We start from the raw sequence: 21,743 nt of genomic DNA, 5'->3' as shown, positions 1-21,743 counted from the left end.
ATGTGGTCAGGCATTGGTGTCGCGGCGGTGGGTTTGGCCTTGGCAATCTGGACGCCGTTTTCCAGGCCGAGCCTGGAGCGATCCACCGTGCTGCTCACCCCGGCGGCAACCCTCGCCGCGCCGGCGGGCGAGGGCGACGTGCTCACCATTCTGTATTCCGGTGATGGCGGCTGGGCCGACCTCGACAAGCAGCTCGGCAATGCCTTTGTCGCGCGCGGCATCCCGGTCATTGGCATCAACGCCTTCAAGTATTTCTGGCGCAGCCGCGATCCCGACACCGCCGCCGCCGAACTCGACGCGTTGATGACGAAGTATCTCGGTGACTGGCACAAGCAGCGCGTGTGGCTGGTGGGCTTCTCGTTCGGTGCCGACGTGCTGCCCACGCTGATCGACAGGCTCAGTGCGGCAAACCGTGCACGCATTGCGCAATTGGTGCTGCTTTCGCCCAGCCGCGATGCCAGCTTCGAGATCCAGTTCGAGGGCTACATGATGGCGCAGGGACGCTTCAAGGCCTTCGTCAAGACGTTGCTGGAGAAATTCAACAAGGTGCCGCACTACGCTGCACTGCCGCCGGTAGTGGCTATCGACCATGCGTTCCCGGTGGTTTGCTATTACGGTAAAGAGGAGGCCGACGACAGCCTCTGCACCGACGCGGGTTTGCCAAACTGGGTCACCGTGCATGCCAAGAACGGCGACCACCATTTCGAAGGCGGCTACCTGCCGCTTGCCACGCAGATGATCGACGAGCTGCCGGTGGGCGCCGCTGGTCATTGAATCGGCACGGCGGCATGATGGCCGCCCGTCCGCCGGAGTTCGTGCCATGCCGCCGCGCCAGCCCGATGACGCCAAGCTCGATCGCATCGTTGCCGAAGCGCGGCGCGCCGCCGCGCAGCGTGAGGCCGGTTATCGCGAGCGTGCGCTGAAAATGTACTCGTGGGTGTGCGGCCGCTGCGGCCGCGAGTTCACCCGTGCCAACGTGCGCGAGCTCACCGTGCACCATCGCAACCACAACCACGACGACAACCCTGCCGATGGCAGCAACTGGGAGCTCTTGTGCGTGTACTGCCACGACAACGAGCATGCCCGTTTCATCGACCATGTGCGCGGAGCAGGTTACGAATTGGCGGCACCCGCGTCGGCGCCCGCCACCAGCAATCCGTTTGCCGATTTGCGCGCCATGCTGGCGGCCAGGGACAAAGGCTGACGCGGTACCCGGCTGGCGTTGCGTGAGCCCTCGTACTCGCGGCAGGCCCAACGGGCGCGCCTCGTACAATGGCGTCCTTCTTTTGCCGATACCGTTGCCGTGATGCCAGCCGGATACGCCGCCCCCGCACCGACCGCGGAACTCGATGCGTTGTTTTTGCCCTTTGCCACCGGCGCGTTGCGTCTTCCCGTTGACGGCCAGGTGTGGTTTTTCGGTGCCCGTGCTGGCGTGCGCTTGCGTGAGATGGCGCAGCCAGGCTGGTGCTGCACGCAGGACTTCAAGCCGTTTGCCGATGCGCTGACGCGCGAAGGCTACGCCGTCGGCGCGCCGGCGCCGGCGCCGGAGGCGCGTTTCGCGGTGGTTGCGCTGCTGCCGGCGCGCTCGCGCGAGGTGCGCCGCATCCAGTTTGCACAAGCCGTGCAGCGGGTGTCGCCAGGCGGCGTGGTACTGGCGTGCGTCGCCAACGCCGAGGGTGCGAAATCCGCACAGGCCGACCTCGCGTTGCTGCTCGGCCCGGTGCAAAGCCTCTCCAAGCACAAGTGCCGGGTGTTTTGGGCCACCGCCGACACCATCGACACCTCGCTCCTCGCGGCCTGGGGCGAACTGGATACGCCGCGCATGACGGCCGCCGGTTACCTGAGCCGCCCCGGTTTGTTTGCGTGGGATCGTGTCGATCCGGCGTCGGCGCTCTTGGCGTCACAGCTGCCGGCGGATTTGCACGGCCGCGTCGCCGACCTCGGCGCCGGTTACGGTTACCTGGCGAGCCAGGTGGTGGCACGTTGCCCGCAGGTGCGCAGCCTCGATCTGTACGAAGCCGATGCGCGGGCGCTGACGCCGGCGCGCGAAAACCTCGTGCACGCGGTGGCATCCAGCGGGCGTGAGGTTGACGTTGAAGTGCATTGGCACGATGTCACGCGCGGCCTTCCGGAACGTTATGACGCCATCGTCAGCAATCCGCCGTTCCACTTTGCCGGGCGTGCCGAGCTGCCGGCGCTCGGCCAGGCCTTCATTGCCAGCGCGGCCGACGCGCTCACCGCGGATGGACGGCTGTTGCTGGTCGCCAATCGGCAACTGCCGTATGAAGGCGTGCTTGCGGCGCGTTTTACCCAGGTTCGCCAGCTTGCACTGCGCGATGGTTTCAAGGCGATCGAGGCAAGCGGGGTGCGGTCGTGAAGCTGGTCAAGCTGATCGCCAACCTCGGCTACGGCAGTCGCAAACAAGTCGCCTGGATGTTTCGCGAGGGCCGCATTACCGGTGCCGACGGCGAGGTGCTGTATGCGGATGATTCGGCCGACCCGGCGCACATCCGCATCGATGGCGAACCACTTGATCCGCCAACCGGGCTGGTGTTGATGCTCAACAAACCGCTCGGCGTCACCTGCTCGCGCAAGGACGCCGGCCGCCTCGTCTACGATCTGCTGCCGCCGCGCTACCGGCTGCGCGATCCGGCACTCTCCACCATCGGCCGCCTTGACCGCGACACTGCCGGCCTGCTGCTGCTCACCGACGATGGGGGATTGCTGCATCGGGTCATTTCGCCCAAGGCCGAAGTGGCCAAGGTCTACGCGGCGACGCTTGCGGAAGACCTGCGCGGCACGGAAACCGAACTCTTCGCCAGCGGCACGCTGATGCTCGATGGCGAAACCACGCCACTCGCGCCGGCACGGCTGGAAGTGTTTGGCCCGCGCAGCGCACGCCTTACCATCACCGAAGGCCGCTACCATCAGGTGCGCCGCATGTTCGCCGCCACCGGCAACCGGGTGGAAACCCTCACGCGCCTCGCCGTCGGCGCCTTGACCCTCGGTGATCTTGCCCCCGGTGGGTGGCGCGCACTTGACGCCGGCACGGTGGCGCGCGTGTTCGATCCGCCAGCGTAGAGTAATGACATTGATCCATTCGGCCGCTGCTCCGGGCCCGCAATGGAAACCTGTTCGGCAAGGCCTGCCGGATTACTCGACTACCCGCGCGGCTCTCAGAATGTGACCTGGGCATACAGGCCCGTGACCAGGGTGTCCGGAATTTTCCCGGTGCCACCCGGATGGATCACATACTGCAAGTTGGGCCGCAGCTTGAACCACGGCGTCAGCTGCGCTCCGTAATCGATTTCGATGATGCTTTCGTGGGTCTGGATGCCCACGGTACCCGGCACGACGCTGTCGCGCTCGCGCTGGAAGCGGGGCAGACGCGGATTGGTGCGCGCGTACGCAACGACAAACGACACGAAGTCCTGGCTGCGGCCGGGAAACGTGCCTTGCCACACGCCGCCCGCCAGCCAGAAATAGCTGTAGCGCGCGGTGGCCCGATCGCCCGTGCCACCCATGATGCTGAGCCGCAGATGGCGCCGTGTGCCTTGATTGGCATAGACCGTCTGGCTGGTGATGACATAGGCCCCTGAGCGACCGTTGCGCTCGATGAAGGGCATATCCGTGAACCCCACTGGCGTGCGGTCGACGCCGGTGTACACGTCGGGCGTGTCCGCGGTGTTGTAGTACGCACCGACCTGGTAGTCGCCCGGCATGGCATCGCCGCTGGTGTGCCAGCCGAGTTCTACCGGCACGAACTCGCCAGTGCGCTTGAATCTGAGATTGAACCCCTGGTTGGAATTTCCGGCGTTCGGGTTGTCGAGATACACGCTGGTCGCGATGTAGAACCCGGGCGTGACATGCAGTTTGAGACGAGCGCCCCATTGTGCGGTCGGGAAGTTGTGGGCGCCGCTGTTGGTGGTCATCGCGTTGGCATGGCCGCAGATCACGCCGTTCTGGAACTTGCAGAAATTCGGCAGTCGCGCGAAGTCGTCACCGACCGGCGACCAGCCGATGGCATAGTGGATCTTGTGGTCGTCGAGGTCTTGCTGGAAGTTGAGTTCCGCCAGCCGGAAGTTCTGGCCGGCGCCATACAGCTCCTGCACGGAGAACTGGTTGTGCAGCACGTCGTTGCTGAGGCTGCGGCCGGAGCGACCAGTCAGTGTCACCTGGATGTGGGCGTCGTGGATGCCGGCCAGCCGATCGAGATCAAACACCGTCTCGAGGTCCAGTTGCTGGGTATAGCGCGCCGTATGCCGCAGCGGGCCGACAAAGATCCCGGCGCTTTCGCTGGTGTAGTGGGCGTTGAACGTGATGCCATCCTGCTTGAGGCGCGTGCGCAGGCCGCCCCAGTCGCCGGTAAGGGGGGGCGCTGCCACCACTCCTGCGCCGCGGCCGGCGCCACAAACCCCAGCGATGCAGAAACGCACAGCAGGAGCCACAGCGCTCGCCATGGTGGTGAGCGGCTGGCGTGACGCGTGGTGGCGGGCGCGGTCAATGCGGCGCTTCGGCATGCGGTCGCCGCCGGCGCCGCCCCAGCGCCAGGACGATGGCGGCGAGGATCACGATGATCGCAGCCACGGTCACGCGCGCGATCAGCACCAGATGCGACGCGGCGCCACCCGCACGCAGCGTTCGTACCTGATCGACCGAAACCTTGGCCGATGGATTGCCGAAATGCTGCGTCACGTAGTTGCCAAGCGTCGTGACCTGTTGGTCGGAAAGCTCGCCCGCGAAACCCGGCATCTGCAAGGTCGAGCCGTGGCCGTGCAGCTGCACGCCGTCGAGGATCGCCATCACCAGGTTGTCGGTGTTGCTGCGGCCCGTCGCGGTGTTGTGGAACAGCGGCGGCAAGCCGCCATCGAAACTGCCCTCGCCGCGCGCTTGATGACACGTCGAGCAGTACGCGTCATAGAGCTGCGGGCCGGTCATGTCGGCTGCCGTCTTTGGCAACGCTTGGCCGCGAACGCCAGCGAGGTCGGCATAGGCCGCACCCCACGCATCGACGGGCTTGCTGTCCGCAGCGTCGTGCCGTGCCGGCACCGTTTTCAGGTACGTCGCGATGGCTTCGAGATCCGCGGTCGTCAGGTAACGGAAGCTCGCGTCCACCGCTTCCGCCATCGGCCAACGTCCGCCAGCCGTCGTCGATGCCCTGGCGTTATGAACACCCATCTTGGTGTCCAGGATCACTTGACCACTACACCCGGTGCGAGTCGAGGTATCACCGGGGTAAACAGCATAAAAAAAGCCCAACCGATGAGGGTTGGGCTTTTCATGCAACGGCCAGTTGCCGTCAGAAGTATTGGTGGAGCTGTGGGGGATCGAACCCCAGACCTTCGCATTGCGAACGCGACGCTCTCCCAGCTGAGCTACAGCCCCACGCGAGGGAGCGCATCTTAGCAGTGGCTCGCCGATACGCCAAGACTTTTTTGTGGGTTCATGCAGGCAACAACGCCGACAGGCGTTCGCGCAGGACGGGTTCGCGCCAACCGGTCAGCGCGCTGGGCCAGGTGCGGGTGGCGACGTAGGCCTCCAGCACCTTGCGCGCGCATAGCAAGCCGGAGGGCAGGTCGAGTGCGGTGGCTTCGGTGTCGATCAGTGTCTTCATCGCTTGCAGCGCCTTCTTGGCCTCGCCTTGCGGATGCGCGGCAATGGGCGTAGTGCTGGCGATCTCTTCGTCGGTGACCGGGTCGCCAAGCAGCTGGAACAGCTCGCTGCGCTGCGGGCTGTGCAACGCGCGTTGGCCGCGGCTGCGCTGCTCAAGATCGGCGAGGCTCGTGGGCGGCTCGTGGGCAAGGCTCATTGCCAACGCGTCGTCGAGCAGCCATGGGCGCGGGCGGTCGAGTGTGCGTGCCGTGTGGTCGCGCCACAGCAGGATGCGGCGCAGCCGCGCTTGCTGCGCGGCGGGCCATTCGGCAGCGCCGTGCGTGGCGCGTTGTGGTTGCAGATCGCCGCCGCGGTGACTGGCGCGCTGGCGCAGGCGGTCGCAATCTTCGGCAAACCACGCCGCGCGGCCGCGGGCCTGCAGGCGTTCGGTGAGCTGGTCGTGGATGGGTTCCAGGTACACCACGTCGAGCGCGGCGTAGCGGCGCTGGCTGTCGGTCAGGGGACGCTGCAGCCAGTCGGAGCGCGTCTCGCCCTTGTCGAGGTCGACGCCGCACAGCTCGGCCACCAACGCGCGATAACTGACGCCAAGCCCCATGCCGGCATACGCCGCGGCAATCTGGGTGTCGAACAAGGTGCCTGGCCCGTCGGGCAGCAGCGGCGCCAGGGTTTCAAGATCCTCGCCGGCGCTGTGGATGATGGTCGCCGTGGCGCGGTTGCCCAGGGTCGGCTGCAGGGCGTCGTCGATGGCGAACGCCAGTGGGTCGATCAGCGCGTGGCGCCCATGGCAACCAATCTGCAGCAGCGCGAGCCGCGGGTGAAAGGTATCGCGCCGCATGAACTCGGTGTCGACGCCGACGGCGGCGCCGACTGGTACGCCGGCAAGCCAGGTTTGCAGGGTGGGACGATCGCCGATCCAGTCGGCGCTGACATCAGTGGGTGACATGCGATTTCCTGCACCTCACGGCGGTGGCGGTTTGCCCCGTTGGCGGGTGCTGACATAAGGTGGTCGAAAACGATAACAGGCCGATCAGGAAACGCCCAGGCATGCCGAACAACCGCTCGTTGGATCGTCAACGCAAGCTCGGCGGTACGGTCGGCGTGATCGTGCTGGCGTTCGGTCTTGGCTATCACTTCTTTCCGTCACTGTTTCATGCGGCGCCATTGCAACCCGAGCGTTCCGTGGCGGTGGCAACCGGCGGTGGCGCACCGCAGGTTGCCGTGCCTGACGAGCGGGCAACCGATGAGTTGAACGCGGGGCCGCCGCTGACGCTGGCACCCACCGCGGTGATCGCTGCGCGCTTGAAGCGGGGTACCCCGGCGTTGCCCCGACAGCTGACGCCCGACCCGCCAAAGTTGCGTGCGCTGCTGGATCGCGCCGACAAGGCGCTGGCAGAAGGGCGCCTCGCCGACGCGAAGGAGGGAGCCGCGGCCTTGTTTCTGGCCGCCGCCAAGGCCAAACCGGACAGCCGGCGCGCTGCCCGGGGCGTGATCGATGTGCGTGCACGCCTGATCGCCCAGACCGAGCGCGATATCACCCTGGGCAATGCCGAAGATGCCACCGTACAGCTGGCGGCGTTGCGCACCTTGCCCGCCAGCGAGCAGGACGTTGCCCACCTAGAGGCTTCGTTGGCAACGCTGGCGCAGGTGCGACCGCTGCTCGCGCGGGCGGCCGGTCTGCTGCAACAGGGTCGGGCCGACCAACCCCGTGGGCGCAGTGCATTGGACATCTACCGTCAGGTGCAGCAGCTCGATCCACACAATGCGGTGGCGGAGCAGGGGGTGCTGGATGTGCAGCGCGTGGTGCTTGACCGTGCCCTGGCAGCGGTGGCGCAGAACGATTTTGCCGGCGCCGACAAGGTGCTGGCCGCAGCGCAGGCGATCCGCCCCGGTTCCCAGCAATGGCACGACGTGCGCGCGCGCATCGCGGGCATGCGCAGCTCGCGTGCGGAAGGCGTGCTCATGCAGGCGCGCAGCGCGCTCGATGCCGGCAACATTGCGTTGGCGAGGAGCCTTGCCGCACAGGTGCGCACGCTCGATCCGCAGTTCGCCGGGCTGGCCGATTTTGCGCAGCGCATTGCAGATGCCGAGGTTTACGCGGGGCACAAGCCGGGGCAGGTGTTCACTGATCGCTATGTCGACCTGCCGGGGCAATCGCCGGCGATGGTGGTGATTCCGACCGGGACGTTTCTGATGGGGGCTGCCGACGATGGCAACCGGCATGCGGCGGAGTTGCCGCAGCATCGGGTTACCGTAGCGCGCGGGTTTGCGATGGCGCGCAGTGCGATCACGGTTGGCCAGTTCCGTGAGTTTGTGCGCGTCAGTGGATACGTGCCCGATTCGGTGCGCCTCGGCGGCGCCAGCGTGTACGACGAGCGCAGCGGCGTGATGCGCGACGAGGGGCGTGCTACGTGGAAGGACGACTACGCCGCGCGGCGGGCGGCCGACAACCTTCCGGTGGTCAACCTGTCGTGGAATGACGCAAAGGCCTACGCGGATTGGCTCAGCCAGCGTACCGGCAAGCCGTATCGGCTGCCGAGCGAAGCCGAGTTTGCGTATGCGCTGCGTGGCGGTACGCAAACCCGTTACTGGTGGGGCGACGGCACGCCTACATCGCGGGTCGAAAATCTCACTGGCGCAAAGGATCGTTCGCCCAGCGGCAGACGCTGGAGCCACGCGTTTCACGATTACGGCGATGGCTATTGGGGGCCGGCGCCGGTGATGAGCTTTGCGGCCAATCCGTTCGGCCTGTACGACATGGGGGGCAACGTCAGCGAGTGGGTGGCCGACTGCTGGCACGACAACTTCGTGCATGCGCCGGGCGACGGCAGTGCGTGGCTCAACCCGGGGTGCAGCGTGCACGTGCTGCGCGGCGGTTCGTGGGGGAGCTCGCCCGAACAGGCCCGCTCGGCGTGGCGGCAAGGCGCCAACGCCGACGTGCGCAGCGGCCGCGTCGGCTTTCGCGTGATCCGCGGATTGTGATTTCGTGTGGGAAAAATGCGCCATGACCGCGAAATTCGCGTAGATTGTGCGGGCCGCATGGCCATCGCCCCACGGGGGGCGGTGTCTCGACTTATCACGATGGATGCCCATGGCTACCAAGACCACTGCCAAGAAAGCCCCTGCCAAGGCCGCGAAGCCGGCGCCGAAAGCCGCCCCCGCTGCCGTCAAACCGATCAAGGAAACGTTGACCAAGTCCGGTCTCATCACGCATCTCGCCGCGCAGGCGGGCGTCGATACCAAGCACGTCAAGGCGGTGCTGGCGGCGCTTGAGCAGACGGTGCTCGGTGCCGTGAACAAGAAGGGCGCCGGCCAGTTCACGCTGCCCGGCCTGTTCAAGGTCAACGCGGTCAAGGTGCCGGCCAAGCCGAAGCGCACCGGCATCAATCCGTTCACCAAGCAAGAGCAGGTGTTTGCGGCCAAGCCGGCAACCGTCAAGGTCAAGGTGCGTCCGTTGAAGAAGCTCAAGGACGCCGCGGTCTGATACGCGCGGGTTGCACCGATCGTTTACATGACAAGGGCCGCTGATGCGGCCCTTGTCATGTCATGCGGGGCGTCGCGCGTGAACGCGGGTGGTCGTTGCGAAGGACCGCCTCGGGTTCTGCACAGCGGTGGGTCAGTGGGGTGGCGCGACCGGCGTAGCGTCGCAGCTGCGTCCTTGCAAGACTTGTTCCAGCTGGGTCGTCAATATGCGGCAACGCGCTGCAAGGTAGGGGCGTGTCCGTGGGTCGGCGGCGGCGTCACGCAGGCTCGTGCGCATGCTTTGGTAATGGGCCTGCAACTGGTTGGCGGGGAAAATACCTGCGGTGTGGTGGCAAGCCACGTAATGCGCAAGGTACTGGTCGCAAGCGGATACACCGGTCTCTTCCGCTGTGGTTGGCGGCGGCGGTGCTTGCGGGCGCGGCGCTGCACAGGCGGCAAGCAGCAGGCAGCCGCAAAGACAAAGCAGACGGTGCAGGTTCAAGTAGGGCACCCAGATCGAAAAACCGGTGGCCATGATAGGGGCAGCGGTGGCAGGGAGCATCGGCGCAACGCGCGTCGTGCGCCGTTGATAGGGGCCGCCGTGATCGATCCAACTCCCAGACCGCCCGGTACCGACAAGGCGTTGAGCCCGGCCTGCGACTTCGACGGGATGGTTGCCTGCAGGTACGCGGATAACGGAAATACCAGCTGCAGTGGCAGCGGGTTTGGCGCCGGTTTATGGCGCATGAAACCCCAGCAGGGTCAATAAACCACCGGGGCGGACTACCGCAAAACGGTTTTGTTGTATGCGCCTGGTTTCGGTCGTCAAACGGCTAGTCCGAAAGTGCCCTTGACATATCGCATGCGACGGAAATTTTCCGCTATGCTTGCCAGCGCTGTGTTTGCTAGGCACGCGCGTGCCCGTCACGGAAACGCTATTCCATGTCGCTACACCCGATCCCGGCATCCCAGCCAGCCGCCGACTTGCTGAGTCGGTTTGTCTCAAGTGTTAGCAATGGATCGGAGTGAGTCATGTCGGATCGCGAAACAGGTACCGTCAAGTGGTTCAACGACGCGAAGGGGTTCGGTTTCATCAGCCGCGAGAATGGCCCTGACGTGTTTGTGCATTTCCGTGCCATCGTCGGCACGGGCTTCCGCAGCCTGCAGGAAGGCCAGAAGGTGACGTTCAAGGTGGTGCAGGGCCAAAAGGGTCTGCAGGCCGAAGAAGTGCAGCTCGCCTGAGCTGCCAAACCGGATGGAAAAAGGCCGGCATGCGCCGGCCTTTTTCTTGGCGCCGAGGCTGCCGCATGTCCGATCTTTCGATTATCACGCCCACCGCCCTGCCAGTGCTGCCCGCCGATGGCGCGCGCTTCGAACTGCTGTGCGTGGCGCCGCGGCGAGTGCCGGTGGCGATGTTGTACTGGCTGCCGGCGATGGGCGTCTCCGCACGTCACTACCTGCCGTTGGCACAGGCGCTGGCCAGCCATGATGTGGCCGTTGCGGTCCACGAATGGCGCGGGATCGGTTCCAGCAGCGTGCGCGCCGGCTGGCGCAGCAATTGGGGTTATCGCGAGTTGCTGGAGCTGGATTTGCCCGCCGGCATGGCGACCGCCAGCGCGCGATGGCCTGGCATTCGCCTTTGTGTCGGCGGACACAGTCTCGGCGGCCAGCTCGCTTGCCTGCACGCCGCGCTGCATCCGCAGCATGTCTCCGGCATCGCCCTGGTAGCCAGTGGCGCGCCGTATTGGCGGCGTTTTCGCCGCGCACCGTGGATTGGGCTCGGCTACGTGGCGGCGCCGTGGCTGGCGGCGGCATGCGGGCACCTGCCGGGACGATGGCTCGGCTTTGCCGGCAACGAAGCGCGTGGCGTCACCGGCGACTGGGCGCGCTCCGGACGGCGCGGCCGCTATGTCGTGCACGGCATGTCGACGGATTTCCGTGCGCGCCTCGCCGGGTTGACGCAGCCGGTGCTCGGCTTGCGCTTGCGCGACGACTGGCTCGGCCCGGCCGGTTCGCTGGATTGGCTGCTGCGTCGCATGCCGCTTGCCGCCCGTCGGCACCAGGTATTGGCACCCGCCGACCTCGACGGCGTGGCCGCCGACCATTTCAGCTGGATGCAGGCGCCGGAAGCGGTGGCGCGCCATATTGCCGGCTGGATGGCCGCCGACCGCGCCCCTTGATGTTGCCGCGGCGTGCCGGCACCTTGCACGGGATGACGCTGATCCGGTATTCGCATGAATCTGTTTGACGAGCTGTCGCAACGCGAGGTGCGCTTGCGCAATCGCATCGTGGTGTCGCCGATGTGCCAGTACTCGGCCACTGATGGCGTGCCCAATGCCTGGCACCTCGTGCACCTGGGCAGTCGTGCGGTGGGCGGCGCCGGGCTGGTCTTTACCGAAGCGGCCGCCATCTCGCCGGCGGGGCGGATTTCGGCCGGCGATGTCGGCTTGTGGAACGATGCCCAGGTTGCCGCCTGGCGGCCGATCGTGGCGTTCATCGCCGAACACGGCGCCGTGCCCGGCGTGCAGCTCGCGCATGCCGGGCGCAAGGCCAGCGTGCGCCGCCCATGGGAAGGTGGTGGCCCCATGCGGCTTGGCGCATGGCCGACGTTGGCGCCTTCCGCGCTGGCGTACGACATTGGCTATGCCGCACCGTCCACGCTGGATGCCGATGGCATTCGACGTGTCATCGACGAGTTTCGTGCGGCGGCAGCCCGTGCGCTGGCAGCTGGGTTTCGCGTGCTCGAATTGCACGCCGCGCATGGTTATCTCTTGCACCAGTTCCTATCACCGTTGAGCAATCGGCGCGACGATGCCTGGGGTGGGGATTTCGATGGCCGCACGCGCCTCACGCGCGAGGTGATCACGGCCGTGCGTGAAGTCTGGCCACAGCAGTTGCCACTGTGGCTGCGCATTTCGGCCACCGACTGGGCCGCTGAGGGTTGGGAGATCGAGCAGAGCGTGCGTCTTGCCACCCAGGTGAAAACCCTGGGCGTTGATCTGGTGGATGTTTCCAGTGGCGGTCTGGTGCCACACGCGGTGATACCGGTGGCGCCGGGTTATCAAGTGCCGTTTGCCGAACGCATTCGGCGCGAAGCCGGCGTGGCCACTGGTGCTGTCGGCCTGATCGACTCACCGCAACAGGCGCAAGCGATCATTGCCGACGGTCGCGCGGACGTGGTGCTCGTGGCCCGCGAGAGTTTGCGCGATCCGTATTTTCCCCGCCGTGCCGCGCGCGAACTTGGCGCGCCCATCACACCGCCTGAGCCATATCAGCGTGCCTGGTGAAGGAGGGGATTCCGGTGGCCACATCACCACTGTTGCTGCAAGGGAGAACACACGACCTGGGGGATGGCTTCATGGTAAGCCGCATGTTGCCGGTGCTGCAGGCGCGACGCGTCGGCCCGATCGTGTTTTACGACCACATGGGGCCGGCGGATTTCCCGCCGGAGCGCGGCATCAACGTACGCCCGCATCCGCACATCGGCCTGGCTACCGTCACCTGGTTGCTCGAAGGTGAAGTACGCCATCGCGACAGCCTGGGCAGCGTGGTCGACATCACGCCCGGTGCGGTGAACTGGATGACGGCCGGTCGCGGCATCACCCATTCGGAGCGCACGCCGCCGTCGGTGCTGGCCCAGCCGCATCGGTTGCACGGCATCCAGATATGGGTGGCTTTGCCGCAGGCGGACGCGGAGATGGCGCCCGAATTCCATCACCATGAGGCGGGCGAGCTGCCGCACGTGATGCGTGACGGCATGGAGGTAGTGCTGATTGCCGGCACTGCCTGGGGCGAGCGTTCGCCGGTCAAGGTGTTTGCGCCGATGTTCTTTGCCGAGGCGCGCCTGCAGACCGGTGCGGAATTGCCGTTGCCCGCGGAACACCCCGAATGCGGCGTCCATGTGATTGAGGGCCGCGTGGCGTGGGGTGACGCAAACTTGGCCGAGGATCAGTTTGCGGTGCAGCTTGCCGGGCGAGCGGCGCCGCTGCGTGCACGCGAAGCCAGTCGCGTCATGTTGCTTGGCGGCGCCCCGCTCGATGGCGATCGCCGGCTGTGGTGGAACTTCGTCGCCAGCACGCCCGGGCGCATCGAACAGGCCAAGGCCGATTGGCGCGAAGGACGCTTCGCGATGGTGCCGGGCGAAGAGGACGATGCGCTGCCATTGCCGCCGGGTTGACGTGTGGCGTCAGGTGGTGCGGTTGTGCGCGCGCATGGTGCGCTGCTTCTCGATCTGCCAGTCGCGGGCCTTCTCGGTGTCGCGCTTGTCGTGCTCCTGCTTGCCGCGCGCCAGGCCGATTTCAACTTTGACCTTGCCGTTTTTCCAATACATGGCCGTGGGCACGAGGGTGTAACCCTTGCGTTCCACCGCGCCGATCAAAGTGTCGATCTCCTTGCGATGCAGCAGCAGCTTGCGCGTGCGGCGATCCTCCGCAATCACGTGGGTGGAGGCGCTGACCAGCGGCGGAATCGAGGCGCCGACCAGGAACACTTCGCCCTTGATGATGATCGCGTAGCCGTCGCCGAAGTTGATGCGCCCGGCGCGCAGCGATTTGAGTTCCCAGCCCTGCAGGGCCACACCGGCTTCGAAGCGCTGATCGATGTGGTATTCGAAACGCGCGCGCTTGTTGAGCGCGATGGTGCCGGTGCCCTTGGTGTCCTTGTCCTTGCTCTTGGCCATGTCCGCTAAACTTCCGGCCTTTGGCGGCCGCGTTGCCCGTCGCCCCGGCTGGGGCAACGCTTGTGTTGAGAGTGCGTCCAGGGATGGGCGCTTGCTTGATCCCTGCCGGCACGGAGGCGGGCACAAATCAAGAGGATGTCGTGATCGAAATTCGCCGCAGCGCGCTGGTGCGTCACTCGCCGGAGCAGATGTTCGATTTGGTCGATGGGGTGGAAGCATACCCAAAGCACTTCGCGTGGTGCTCCTCCAGCAGCGTGATCGAGCGCGAGGGCAGCGTGCTGGTGGCGCGGCTGGATCTGCGTTTTGCCGGCCTCAGGCACCATTTCACCACGCGCAATACCGCCGACCGTCCGCATCGCATCGACGTCCGCCTGGTCGATGGCCCGTTGCGCTCGCTGGACGGCGTGTGGACCTTTACCGCGCTTGGTGGCGATGGTTGCAAGGTGGCACTGGCGCTCGACTTCGATTACGCCGGCATCGGCGGCAGCGTGCTCAAGCTGGGCTTTCAGGGCCTGGCCAACCGCATGGTGGACGACTTCTGCAAGGTCGCGGACCAGGCCCATGCCTGAGCCTCACATCACGGTGGAGATCGTGCATGCCGGAGTCGACCGTTGCTGGCGGTGCAAGCTCGACGTCGCTGTGGGAAGCACGGTCGGGCAAGCGCTCGAAGTCTCCGGCGTGCTGGTCGAGTTGCCGGCCGATGTGGTGCAACCGCTGCGCGTCGGCATTTACGCGCACCCGGTAAGGCTGGACCGGGTACTGCGCGATGGAGAACGGATCGAGATCTACCGCTCGCTGACGTTTGATCCGATGGCTGCGCGCAGGCGTCGCGCCAGCGGCCTCTGATCCGCGTCGACGTCAGTGCTTGCCACTGGCTCCGCCCATGGGCGTGCCGGCATCCTTGCTGTCCTTGTCACTGGTGTCCTTGTCGCCACCCTTGTCGTTGACCGGGTAATCGACGTTGAACTTCTTGCTTTCCTTGAGCAGGTTCTTGTTGCTTTCGATGAACGCGTTGCCTTCGACCCGCGCCAGGGTGTCGCTGGTGAAATACAAGCTCAGCGTGCTCACATTTATCTTGCCGCCGCGATGCGAGTAGGTGGAGACATAATCCCAGCGGCTCTGGTCAAACGGCGAAGTGACCGACGGCGTACCCAGCAGCACCAGTACCTGACGCTTGGTCAACCCCGGCTTGAGCTGATCCACCGCCTTTTGGTCGATGGTCTTGTCGAACAGGTTGCCCTGACGCACGTCCGGCGTGTAGACCAGATGGCAACCGGAAACAACCAGCGCGAGCGCGGCGACGACCGGCAGGGAAAACAGCTTGTGCATGCGTGTCACGTCCAGATCGTGAAAGTATCGGATGATACACTACGGCTTGGCAGCGCCAAGCCGACGGAGGTGCAACGGTGGAACAGGAAACCAAAGAGTTGCGCAGGGTCGGCCTCAAGGTCACGCACCCGCGCATGCGCATCCTGCAAATCTTCGACGACGAATCGGGCAGCCATCTTTCGGCCGAAGACATCTACAAACGCCTGCTTGCCGATCAGGAAGACATCGGCCTGGCAACCGTGTATCGCGTGCTGACCCAGTTCGAGGCAGCCGGCATCCTCATCAAGCACAACTTCGAAGGCGGGCAAGCCGTCTACGAGCTCGACCGCGGCCAGCACCACGATCACATGGTGGATATCGACAGCGGAAAAGTGATCGAGTTCGTCAGCGAAGAGATCGAGCGTCTGCAGCACGAAATCGCCGCGCGCCACGGCTACGTGATCGAGGATCACAGCCTGGTGCTGTATGTGCGGCCGAAAACGCGCACCCGCAAAGCCTGAAAGGCCGCCACGCGGCACAAAAAAATCGCGAGGGAGGACTCCTGTCCACCTCGCGATCGTTTCGGTACCTGACTGGATATCCGGCAGGGCGAGTTGCTCGCAACGAGCCGACGCATCCAAGGTAACGACAAGACGGCATCCTGCCATCTGTCCGGGGCCACCGTCCCCACGAGGACCCCGGTACGCCATCTTGCGATGGCGGCTCCCCCACATCGATGACTGGATCGTAACGAAGCCTTTACAGGCTGTGTATCGGAAAATTTCCTATATCGGCGAAAGGTTGCCGTCGGACTCCGTGGCGCAGCGCAGCAATACGTGCAGATGAACACCACGTGTCTCCGGCCGCAGGCGGAATACGCCGCCGAGCGACGTGACCCGATTGCGCATGCCTTGCAAACCGCGTCCGCCGTCGGCATGCGCACTGCGCAGGGTGCCGGGCAGACCAACGCCGTCGTCACGCAGGTCGAGCAGGGCGAGCACCCCACCAGCGCGCTCGCCGACGCGCAGGCGCAGGCGAAATTCGCTGGCGCCGGCATGTTTCACCGTGTTGGTCGCGCTTTCCTGTGCCAGTCGATAGATCGTGGTGCGGGTGTCGTCGTCAAGCAGTCGCGGGTCGCCGTGAAGCTCAGTGTGGTAGCGGATGCCGGCGGCATGGAACAAGTCGCGGATCGGACCCTCATCCAGCGCGCGCAACAACCCGAATTCATCGAGTACGGCTGGCCGCAGGTCGTCCAGCAGCCGATGCAGTGCGCGCCGCATATGCGCGAGGATGCCGTTGATCGAAGTACTGATGTCCTGCATGCCCGCTTGCTGCAGCCGGGTCTGCGCCAGTTTCACGTGGGTCTGGATGGCGGTGATGTTTTGGCCGAGTTCGTCGTGCAGCTCGGCGGCCAGGTGGCGGCGCTGTTCCTCGTCGGCTTGCAGGTTGCCGCGTGCCGCCGTGCGCAACTGGCGGGCAAGCTGGTCAAGACGACGGTTGGCAGCGGCCAGATGGGTGTTTTGCTCGGCCACCCGCCGCTTGCTGCGGCGCAGGGCGTCGGTGGCCGAACCGAGCATCAAGATGCCGGTACCGGCGACGGCAAAAAACAGGTAGCTGGCGGCCGACGGATCGTAGCCGAAGCGCTGATCGAGCAAGGCGGTGCCAAATGCCGATGCTGCCATCGCAAGGCTGGCGCCACGCCAGCCGTGGCGGAAGGCAAAGAACAACACCGGCGCGAGTGACAGTGCGCGCACAAACTGCGGCTGCGGCGCGAGGCGGTCGGAGAGCACCAGCAGGATCGCCAGCACCGGCAGCATCACCAGCAAACCATCGAGCAGCAACGCCGCAAGCTCGCTGCGACCCGGCGGTGCACGCAGCAACAGCACCGTCACCGGCACCACCAGCAATACGCCGAGATATCCGCCCAGGAGCTCATAGCCCAGGGCTTGCCGCATTGCGGCGTTGGCGATGCTGGTGTGAAGGCCGGTCATGATGCCCATGTCGACCGCGGTAGTGCCCGACACCACGAGGGCGGCCGCAAGCAGCAGGCGTGCGGTTTCCTGGGGGTTGTGCAGGTTGGCGACTGCATGCGGGTTGAGCCGCCGCAGCACCCACAACCCGCCAGCGGTGGCCAGCGGCTCGGGCCATGCGCCCAGGAAATAACCGCGCCATCCCATTGGCAGACCCAGGTGCAGGCTCATCACCGCACTGGCCGTCAGCTCCGCGCCGATCACCCAGCCCCAGCGTCGCACCGGCCATAGCAGCAAGGCAGCAAAACGCACGCCATACGGCAGCATCCAATACGGCTCGGCGGTAGGCCACAGCAGGAGCCACAGCGTGAAATAGCCCGCGCCGAGCAGTGGGCCGGATTGCAGCAGGCGGTAGGGCGTGGGGGACATCCGCACGATGGTACACGGCGCGGCAGCCTAACTTCGGGCATCGGCGCCAAGGCGCTGCGGTGTGTAGAGTAGGAAGCATGTACAGCATCGTGCTGGTCGACGACCACGCCATCGTCCGCGAAGGGTTCAAGCGCCTGATCGGGTTGGAACCCGACCTGCAGGTTGTGGCCGAGTGCCGCACGGCGGACGATGCCGTGGAGGCGGTGGCGCAGCAGCATCCGGATCTTGTGGCAGTGGACCTTTCCCTGCCGGACGGCAGCGGCTTGCCACTGATCGAGCATTTGCGCAGCGTGGCACCCGCAACGCGCATCGTGGTGCTCAGCATGCATGACGGTGAGCCTTACGTTTCCGAAGCCCTGCGGCGCGGCGCCAGCGGCTACGTGACCAAGGGCGTGGCGCCCGAGGAGCTGGTCGCCGGCCTGCGCGCAGTGATGCAGGGGGAGGAGTTCCTGAGTTCGGATCTGCGCCAGCGCCGCGCCGAGCAGCCGGAATCGACGCTGGACCCCCTGCATCGGCTCACGGCGCGCGAACACGAGGTGTTCTTGCTCTTGGCGCGCGGCCGCACGCCGAAACAGGTGGCTGCCGAGCTTGGCATCGGCCAGAAGACCGTCTACATCCACCGCGCCAGCGTGATGGGCAAGCTCAATGCCGGCTCGGAGCTGGAGCTGTACCGCATGGCGAGCGAGCGCGGTCTGCTCTCGGCTGCTGGTTGACCAGGCGCTTCAATCGGCTTGCGCGTGCGCCAGCATCTGTTTGGCGTGGGCGCGGGTTTCACGGGTAATTTCCACCCCGCCCAGCATACGGGCCAGCTCGTTGCGCCGGCCTTCGGCATCGAGTACTTCGATCAAGGTGCGGGTTTCGCCGTTGGCGCTGTGCTTGCTGACGTGCAGGTGGGCGTGGCCCTGTGCGGCAACCTGCGGCAGGTGGGTGACGCACAACACCTGGCACTGGGCGCCCAGCGTGCGCAGCTTTTGGCCGACGACCTCGGCCACCGCGCCACCGATGCCGGCGTCGACCTCGTCGAACACCATGGTGCCGATCGGGCTTTTGCCGAGCGTGGCCACCTCGATAGCGAGGCTGATGCGCGCCAGCTCGCCGCCGGAGGCGACCTTGCGCAACGGTCGCAGCGGCTGCCCCGGGTTGGCGCTGACCATGAGTTCGCAACGTTCGCGTCCCTGGGCATCCGGCTCCAGGCTGGCGGTAGGTTCCAGCGCCACTTGCAGCACGCCGCCGGTCATGCCGAGCTCGCCCATCAGCGCACTGACTTCCTTGCCGAGCCGCGCCGCGGATTTGCCACGGGCGGCACCGAGTGCCGCAGCGACCTGCGCATAGTCGGCCTGCACGCGTTCGCGCTCGGCGGCCAGCTTGCCAAGCGCTTCACCGGCACCTTCGAGTTCGTCCAATTCCGTCCGCAGCGACTCGCCTTTGGTCTGCAGCTCGTTCAGCGGCACGTGGTGACGACGCGCGAGCTCATGCAAATGGGCGAGGTGATCGTCCACCTGGGCGAAGCGTTCGGGGTCGAGGTCGATGTCCTGCGCGTAGCGGCCGAGCGCATCGGTGGCTTCGCCAAGCTGGATCGCGGCGTTGTCGAGCAGCTCCACGGTCGGGGCGAGGGCAGGGTCGATCGCGGCGAGTTTGCCAAGTTCGGCGTGGGCGCGACCCAGGGCGCGGCGTAACGCGAACTCGCTGTCGCCGTCCAGCAGGTCGACGACGCTGGCGGAGCCTTCGGCGAGACGGTCGGCGTTTGCCAGCCGCTTGTGGCTGGCCTCGAGTTCGGCCAGCGCTTCGGGCGCCAGCGCCCATTGATCCAGCTCGGCCAGTTCATGGCGCAGCAGGTCGATGTGCTCGGCGCGGTTTTCACCGCCGGACAGGCGTTCGATGTGGGCGCCAAGTTCGCGCCAGCGGGCGGCCAATTGACGCGCGCTGGTGAGCAGGGTTTCGTTGCCGGCATAGGCGTCCAGCAACGCCAGCTGATGGGCCCGCGACAGCAGCGCCTGATGTTCATGCTGGCCGTGGATTTCCACCAGCAACGCGGCCAGCTCGCCCAACTGGGTGGCGCTGGCCGGGCGGCCGTTGATCCACGCCTTGGAGCTGCCTTCGGCGCGGATGACGCGGCGCAGCTGGCAGGCATCCCCGTCGTCCAGTTCGGCGCGGGCGAGCCATGCGCGTGCCGCCGGCGCTGCGGCGAGAGCAAATTCGGCGGACAACTCCGCGCGCTCGCTGCCGGCGCGCACCATGCCGCTGTCGGCGCGTGCGCCGGCCAGCAGCAGCAGCGCGTCGACCAGCAGTGACTTGCCGGCGCCGGTTTCACCGCTGACCACGGTCAGGCCGGGGCCGAAGCCGATCTCGGCGCTTGCGACGACGGCGAATTGGCGAACGTAAAGCGAGGTAAGCATGGCGGGCTGGCGTCCGGCCGACAGGTGACGAATGATTGTAGCGGCAGGGCTGTCGCTACAATGCCGGCGCGTGTCGACTTGCATCGTCGGCGCGCGAACCCTATTTAGTCACTGTCTCATCCATTGCAACAGCGCATGTCCCGCTCCCACGGTCACGATCTGGATACCCGCACCCGGCGGCTGCTGCGCAGTCTGATCGCGCAATATCTGGTCGATGGCGAACCGGTGGGGTCGCGCACGCTTTCGCGCTCCTCGGGGCTGGATGTCAGCCCGGCGACGATCCGCAACATCATGGCCGATCTGGAGGAGGCCGGCCTCGTTGCCTCGCCGCACACTTCGGCCGGGCGGGTGCCGACGCCGCGTGGCTTGCGTTTGTTCGTGGACAGCCTGATCGAACTGCAGCCCCTTCCGCGCGAAGAGCTGGCGCGGCTCGAACGCGAATTGCCCTCGGCCTCGACGACCGCGCGCGAACTGCTGGGCAATGCCTCGACCCTGTTGTCCGCGATGACCCATTTTGCCGGCGTGGTCACCGTGCCGCGGCAGGCGGATTTCCCGCTGCGTCACATTGATTTCGTCGCGCTGCCGGATTCGCAGGTGCTGGTGATCCTGGTGTTTTCCGACAACCAGGTGCAAAACCGCGTGGTGCGGTTGACCCGGCCGCTGGGCACGCGCGAGCTGGAACAGGCGGCGAATTACATCAACGCGCACTGCACCGGCCTGCGGGTGGATGAGGTGCGCGCGCAGCTTGTGGCCGAATTGCGCGAGGCCGGCAGTGAACTCAATCGACTGGTGGCTGCGGCGACCGAGCTGGCAACGGCCTCGTTTGCACCACAGACCGGTGGTGACGACGTGCTGGTCAGCGGGCAGACCAACCTCATGACCTACGCCGAGCTGGCCGATGTGCAACGCCTGCGCGAGTTGTTCGAGGCGTTCCAGCAGAAGAACGAACTCCTGCAACTGATGGAAGTGTGCGCACGGGCGCCCGGCGTGCGGCTCTTCATCGGTGAGGAATCCGGTTTTGCGGCGCTCGACGGCTGCAGCGTGGTCACCGCCAGCTATGGCGCGCAGGGCCGCGTGCTCGGCGCGGTTGGCGTGATCGGTCCCACGCGCATGGCCTACGAGCGGGTCATTCCGGTGGTGCAGGCCACGGCCGGCTTGCTCAGCGATGCCTTGAATCGCGCGGCGACGGCCTCATAACCGGCGCAGGGGCGGGGATACCCGCAATTTTTCGGAATGGTCGGCCACGTGCGCCGGCGGTGGAACAGGTTTGGAGCCCTTCATGCAGAACAACGATCCCCAGGCACCCGCAGTCGATGCGGCAGCCGACGCGGCGGTTGCCGCCGACATCGACGCGCTCAGGGCGCGCGTGGCTGAGCTTGAGGCCGGCAATGCCGAGCTGCGCGACGCCGTGTTGCGCGAAAAGGCCGACATCGAAAACCAGCGCCGGCGCCTGCATCGCGATCTTGAGCAGGCGCGGCGGTTCGCCAACGAAAAACTCCTGAGCGAGCTGTTGCCGGTGTTCGACGGACTCGAGAGCGGGCTCGCGGTGGAAACCGCCGATGTGGCCGCCATGCGCGAAGGCCTGAGCCTCACGCTCAAGGCGCTGCTCAAGGTGGGTGAAAACCATGGTCTGGCGCAGGTCAATCCGATCGGCCAGCCGCTTGACCCGGAACGCCATCACGCGGTGAGCATGGTCGCGGCAGCCGACGCGGCGCCGGGCACGGTGGTCAGCGTGCTGCAGAAAGGCTACCTGCTGAACGAACGGCTGCTGCGCCCGGCGCTGGTGTCCGTAGCGCAAGAGTGAAATCCCCCCATCCGGAGGCCGGGCGGCATTGATCCAATCCACCCGATCCCCATCTGGTCAACCATCACACGGCCTGCCGGCCGCTT

General features: G+C 66.1%; 23 protein-coding genes and 1 tRNA gene. 16 read left to right on the top strand and 8 right to left on the bottom strand.

The features are described from left to right. The 4 genes from AC3WP6_RS08355 (at window position 1) to AC3WP6_RS08340 (ending at window position 3,081) form a co-directional block, all read left to right on the top strand. Window positions 1-774 carry an AcvB/VirJ family lysyl-phosphatidylglycerol hydrolase gene (locus AC3WP6_RS08355; protein WP_492627263.1) on the top strand — a complete coding sequence of 258 codons (774 nt, stop codon included), beginning with the start codon at window positions 1-3 and terminating at the stop codon, window positions 772-774. A gap of 46 nt (window positions 775-820) precedes the next feature. After that, the gene (locus AC3WP6_RS08350) at window positions 821-1,204 is read left to right on the top strand and encodes a YajD family HNH nuclease (protein WP_492627262.1); all 384 of its coding nucleotides are present in this window, start codon (window positions 821-823) and stop codon (window positions 1,202-1,204) included. Between the two features lie 102 nt (window positions 1,205-1,306). Then, entirely contained in the window at window positions 1,307-2,377 is a 1,071-nt protein-coding gene (locus tag AC3WP6_RS08345) for a class I SAM-dependent methyltransferase (RefSeq protein ID WP_492627261.1), read from the top strand. Beyond that, window positions 2,374-3,081, top strand: a complete 708-nt coding sequence (locus tag AC3WP6_RS08340) for a pseudouridine synthase (protein ID WP_492627260.1) — start codon at window positions 2,374-2,376, stop codon at window positions 3,079-3,081. Before AC3WP6_RS08345 ends, AC3WP6_RS08340 begins: the two co-directional genes overlap by 4 nt. Window positions 3,082-3,176: 95 nt before the next feature. On the opposite strand, the gene AC3WP6_RS08335 is transcribed toward AC3WP6_RS08340, so the two are convergent. The 4 genes from AC3WP6_RS08335 to AC3WP6_RS08320 form a co-directional block, all read right to left on the bottom strand. Next, entirely contained in the window at window positions 3,177-4,385 is a 1,209-nt protein-coding gene (locus AC3WP6_RS08335; RefSeq protein WP_492627259.1) for a carbohydrate porin, read from the bottom strand. Window positions 4,386-4,500: 115 nt separating this feature from the next. Beyond that, window positions 4,501-5,178 carry a c-type cytochrome gene (locus tag AC3WP6_RS08330; RefSeq protein WP_492627258.1) on the bottom strand — a complete coding sequence of 226 codons (678 nt, stop codon included), beginning with the start codon at window positions 5,176-5,178 and terminating at the stop codon, window positions 4,501-4,503. Between the two features lie 131 nt (window positions 5,179-5,309). Next, window positions 5,310-5,385 (bottom strand) — tRNA-Ala (locus AC3WP6_RS08325). Window positions 5,386-5,443: 58 nt separating this feature from the next. Continuing rightward, window positions 5,444-6,556, bottom strand: a complete 1,113-nt coding sequence (locus tag AC3WP6_RS08320) for a ribonuclease D (protein ID WP_492627257.1) — start codon at window positions 6,554-6,556, stop codon at window positions 5,444-5,446. Between the two features lie 101 nt (window positions 6,557-6,657). On the opposite strand from AC3WP6_RS08320, the gene AC3WP6_RS08315 reads away from it, so the two are divergent. The 6 genes from AC3WP6_RS08315 (at window position 6,658) to AC3WP6_RS08290 (ending at window position 13,249) form a co-directional block, all read left to right on the top strand. Next, window positions 6,658-8,592 (top strand): formylglycine-generating enzyme family protein, encoded by a 1,935-nt coding sequence (locus tag AC3WP6_RS08315; protein WP_492627256.1) that lies wholly within the window; start codon window positions 6,658-6,660, stop codon window positions 8,590-8,592. A gap of 109 nt (window positions 8,593-8,701) precedes the next feature. Then, window positions 8,702-9,094, top strand: coding sequence for an HU family DNA-binding protein (locus tag AC3WP6_RS08310; protein WP_492627255.1), 393 nt, complete (start codon window positions 8,702-8,704; stop codon window positions 9,092-9,094). A 1,010-nt stretch (window positions 9,095-10,104) separates the two neighbouring features. Further along, on the top strand, window positions 10,105-10,314 hold the full coding sequence (locus AC3WP6_RS08305; protein WP_492627254.1) for a cold-shock protein: 210 nt from the start codon (window positions 10,105-10,107) through the stop codon (window positions 10,312-10,314). A 65-nt stretch (window positions 10,315-10,379) separates the two neighbouring features. Beyond that, the gene (locus AC3WP6_RS08300) at window positions 10,380-11,252 is read left to right on the top strand and encodes an alpha/beta hydrolase family protein (protein WP_492627253.1); all 873 of its coding nucleotides are present in this window, start codon (window positions 10,380-10,382) and stop codon (window positions 11,250-11,252) included. A gap of 54 nt (window positions 11,253-11,306) precedes the next feature. After that, window positions 11,307-12,359, top strand: a complete 1,053-nt coding sequence (locus AC3WP6_RS08295; protein ID WP_492627252.1) for an NADH:flavin oxidoreductase/NADH oxidase — start codon at window positions 11,307-11,309, stop codon at window positions 12,357-12,359. Between the two features lie 71 nt (window positions 12,360-12,430). Next, window positions 12,431-13,249, top strand: coding sequence for a pirin family protein (locus AC3WP6_RS08290; protein WP_492627251.1), 819 nt, complete (start codon window positions 12,431-12,433; stop codon window positions 13,247-13,249). A 9-nt stretch (window positions 13,250-13,258) separates the two neighbouring features. On the opposite strand, the gene smpB is transcribed toward AC3WP6_RS08290, so the two are convergent. Further along, window positions 13,259-13,750, bottom strand: a complete 492-nt coding sequence (gene smpB, locus AC3WP6_RS08285; RefSeq protein WP_492627250.1) for an SsrA-binding protein SmpB — start codon at window positions 13,748-13,750, stop codon at window positions 13,259-13,261. A gap of 140 nt (window positions 13,751-13,890) precedes the next feature. Between smpB and AC3WP6_RS08280 the strand changes: the two genes are divergently transcribed. Continuing rightward, complete coding sequence (locus AC3WP6_RS08280; RefSeq protein WP_492627249.1) at window positions 13,891-14,319, top strand: type II toxin-antitoxin system RatA family toxin; 429 nt, start codon at window positions 13,891-13,893, stop codon at window positions 14,317-14,319. Next, window positions 14,312-14,596, top strand: coding sequence for an RnfH family protein (locus AC3WP6_RS08275; RefSeq protein ID WP_492627248.1), 285 nt, complete (start codon window positions 14,312-14,314; stop codon window positions 14,594-14,596). Before AC3WP6_RS08280 ends, AC3WP6_RS08275 begins: the two co-directional genes overlap by 8 nt. 12 nt (window positions 14,597-14,608) lie before the next feature. On the opposite strand, the gene AC3WP6_RS08270 is transcribed toward AC3WP6_RS08275, so the two are convergent. Further along, window positions 14,609-15,079, bottom strand: coding sequence for an outer membrane protein assembly factor BamE (locus AC3WP6_RS08270; protein ID WP_492628662.1), 471 nt, complete (start codon window positions 15,077-15,079; stop codon window positions 14,609-14,611). Window positions 15,080-15,156: 77 nt separating this feature from the next. On the opposite strand from AC3WP6_RS08270, the gene fur reads away from it, so the two are divergent. After that, a complete protein-coding gene (fur, locus tag AC3WP6_RS08265) occupies window positions 15,157-15,579 on the top strand; it encodes a ferric iron uptake transcriptional regulator (protein ID WP_492627247.1) in 423 nt (140 codons plus the stop codon). 264 nt (window positions 15,580-15,843) lie between these two features. On the opposite strand, the gene AC3WP6_RS08260 is transcribed toward fur, so the two are convergent. Next, window positions 15,844-17,457, bottom strand: a complete 1,614-nt coding sequence (locus tag AC3WP6_RS08260; protein WP_492627246.1) for an MASE1 domain-containing sensor histidine kinase — start codon at window positions 17,455-17,457, stop codon at window positions 15,844-15,846. A 77-nt stretch (window positions 17,458-17,534) separates the two neighbouring features. On the opposite strand from AC3WP6_RS08260, the gene AC3WP6_RS08255 reads away from it, so the two are divergent. Next, window positions 17,535-18,170: a response regulator gene (locus AC3WP6_RS08255; RefSeq protein WP_492627245.1), complete on the top strand. Its 636-nt coding sequence runs from the start codon at window positions 17,535-17,537 to the stop codon at window positions 18,168-18,170. Window positions 18,171-18,179: 9 nt separating this feature from the next. On the opposite strand, the gene recN is transcribed toward AC3WP6_RS08255, so the two are convergent. Beyond that, window positions 18,180-19,853 (bottom strand): DNA repair protein RecN, encoded by a 1,674-nt coding sequence (recN, locus tag AC3WP6_RS08250; protein WP_492627244.1) that lies wholly within the window; start codon window positions 19,851-19,853, stop codon window positions 18,180-18,182. A gap of 135 nt (window positions 19,854-19,988) precedes the next feature. On the opposite strand from recN, the gene hrcA reads away from it, so the two are divergent. After that, window positions 19,989-21,050: a heat-inducible transcriptional repressor HrcA gene (hrcA, locus tag AC3WP6_RS08245; RefSeq protein ID WP_492627243.1), complete on the top strand. Its 1,062-nt coding sequence runs from the start codon at window positions 19,989-19,991 to the stop codon at window positions 21,048-21,050. Between the two features lie 82 nt (window positions 21,051-21,132). Next, window positions 21,133-21,657, top strand: coding sequence for a nucleotide exchange factor GrpE (gene grpE / locus AC3WP6_RS08240; protein WP_492627242.1), 525 nt, complete (start codon window positions 21,133-21,135; stop codon window positions 21,655-21,657). The last annotated feature ends 86 nt before the right edge of the window (window positions 21,658-21,743 follow it).

The sequence above is a fragment of the Rhodanobacter sp. FW106-HT46G03 genome (genome assembly GCF_058789895.1).
The sequence above is the reverse complement of the archived record's forward strand: the minus strand, read 5'-3'. Positions and strand labels throughout refer to the sequence as shown.

Coding starts and splice junctions, on each gene's coding strand:
- hrcA (WP_492627243.1), top strand. CDS start 19,989: ATGTCCCGCTCCCACGGTCACGATCTGGATACCCGCACCCGGCGGCTG.
- AC3WP6_RS08315 (WP_492627256.1), top strand. CDS start 6,658: ATGCCGAACAACCGCTCGTTGGATCGTCAACGCAAGCTCGGCGGTACG.
- AC3WP6_RS08330 (WP_492627258.1), bottom strand. CDS start 5,178: ATGGGTGTTCATAACGCCAGGGCATCGACGACGGCTGGCGGACGTTGG.
- AC3WP6_RS08320 (WP_492627257.1), bottom strand. CDS start 6,556: ATGTCACCCACTGATGTCAGCGCCGACTGGATCGGCGATCGTCCCACC.
- AC3WP6_RS08270 (WP_492628662.1), bottom strand. CDS start 15,079: ATGCACAAGCTGTTTTCCCTGCCGGTCGTCGCCGCGCTCGCGCTGGTT.
- AC3WP6_RS08290 (WP_492627251.1), top strand. CDS start 12,431: ATGGTAAGCCGCATGTTGCCGGTGCTGCAGGCGCGACGCGTCGGCCCG.
- AC3WP6_RS08310 (WP_492627255.1), top strand. CDS start 8,702: ATGGCTACCAAGACCACTGCCAAGAAAGCCCCTGCCAAGGCCGCGAAG.
- AC3WP6_RS08305 (WP_492627254.1), top strand. CDS start 10,105: ATGTCGGATCGCGAAACAGGTACCGTCAAGTGGTTCAACGACGCGAAG.
- grpE (WP_492627242.1), top strand. CDS start 21,133: ATGCAGAACAACGATCCCCAGGCACCCGCAGTCGATGCGGCAGCCGAC.
- recN (WP_492627244.1), bottom strand. CDS start 19,853: ATGCTTACCTCGCTTTACGTTCGCCAATTCGCCGTCGTCGCAAGCGCC.
- AC3WP6_RS08300 (WP_492627253.1), top strand. CDS start 10,380: ATGTCCGATCTTTCGATTATCACGCCCACCGCCCTGCCAGTGCTGCCC.
- AC3WP6_RS08350 (WP_492627262.1), top strand. CDS start 821: ATGCCGCCGCGCCAGCCCGATGACGCCAAGCTCGATCGCATCGTTGCC.
- AC3WP6_RS08260 (WP_492627246.1), bottom strand. CDS start 17,457: ATGTCCCCCACGCCCTACCGCCTGCTGCAATCCGGCCCACTGCTCGGC.
- AC3WP6_RS08355 (WP_492627263.1), top strand. CDS start 1: ATGTGGTCAGGCATTGGTGTCGCGGCGGTGGGTTTGGCCTTGGCAATC.
- AC3WP6_RS08295 (WP_492627252.1), top strand. CDS start 11,307: ATGAATCTGTTTGACGAGCTGTCGCAACGCGAGGTGCGCTTGCGCAAT.
- AC3WP6_RS08255 (WP_492627245.1), top strand. CDS start 17,535: ATGTACAGCATCGTGCTGGTCGACGACCACGCCATCGTCCGCGAAGGG.
- AC3WP6_RS08345 (WP_492627261.1), top strand. CDS start 1,307: ATGCCAGCCGGATACGCCGCCCCCGCACCGACCGCGGAACTCGATGCG.
- AC3WP6_RS08275 (WP_492627248.1), top strand. CDS start 14,312: ATGCCTGAGCCTCACATCACGGTGGAGATCGTGCATGCCGGAGTCGAC.
- smpB (WP_492627250.1), bottom strand. CDS start 13,750: ATGGCCAAGAGCAAGGACAAGGACACCAAGGGCACCGGCACCATCGCG.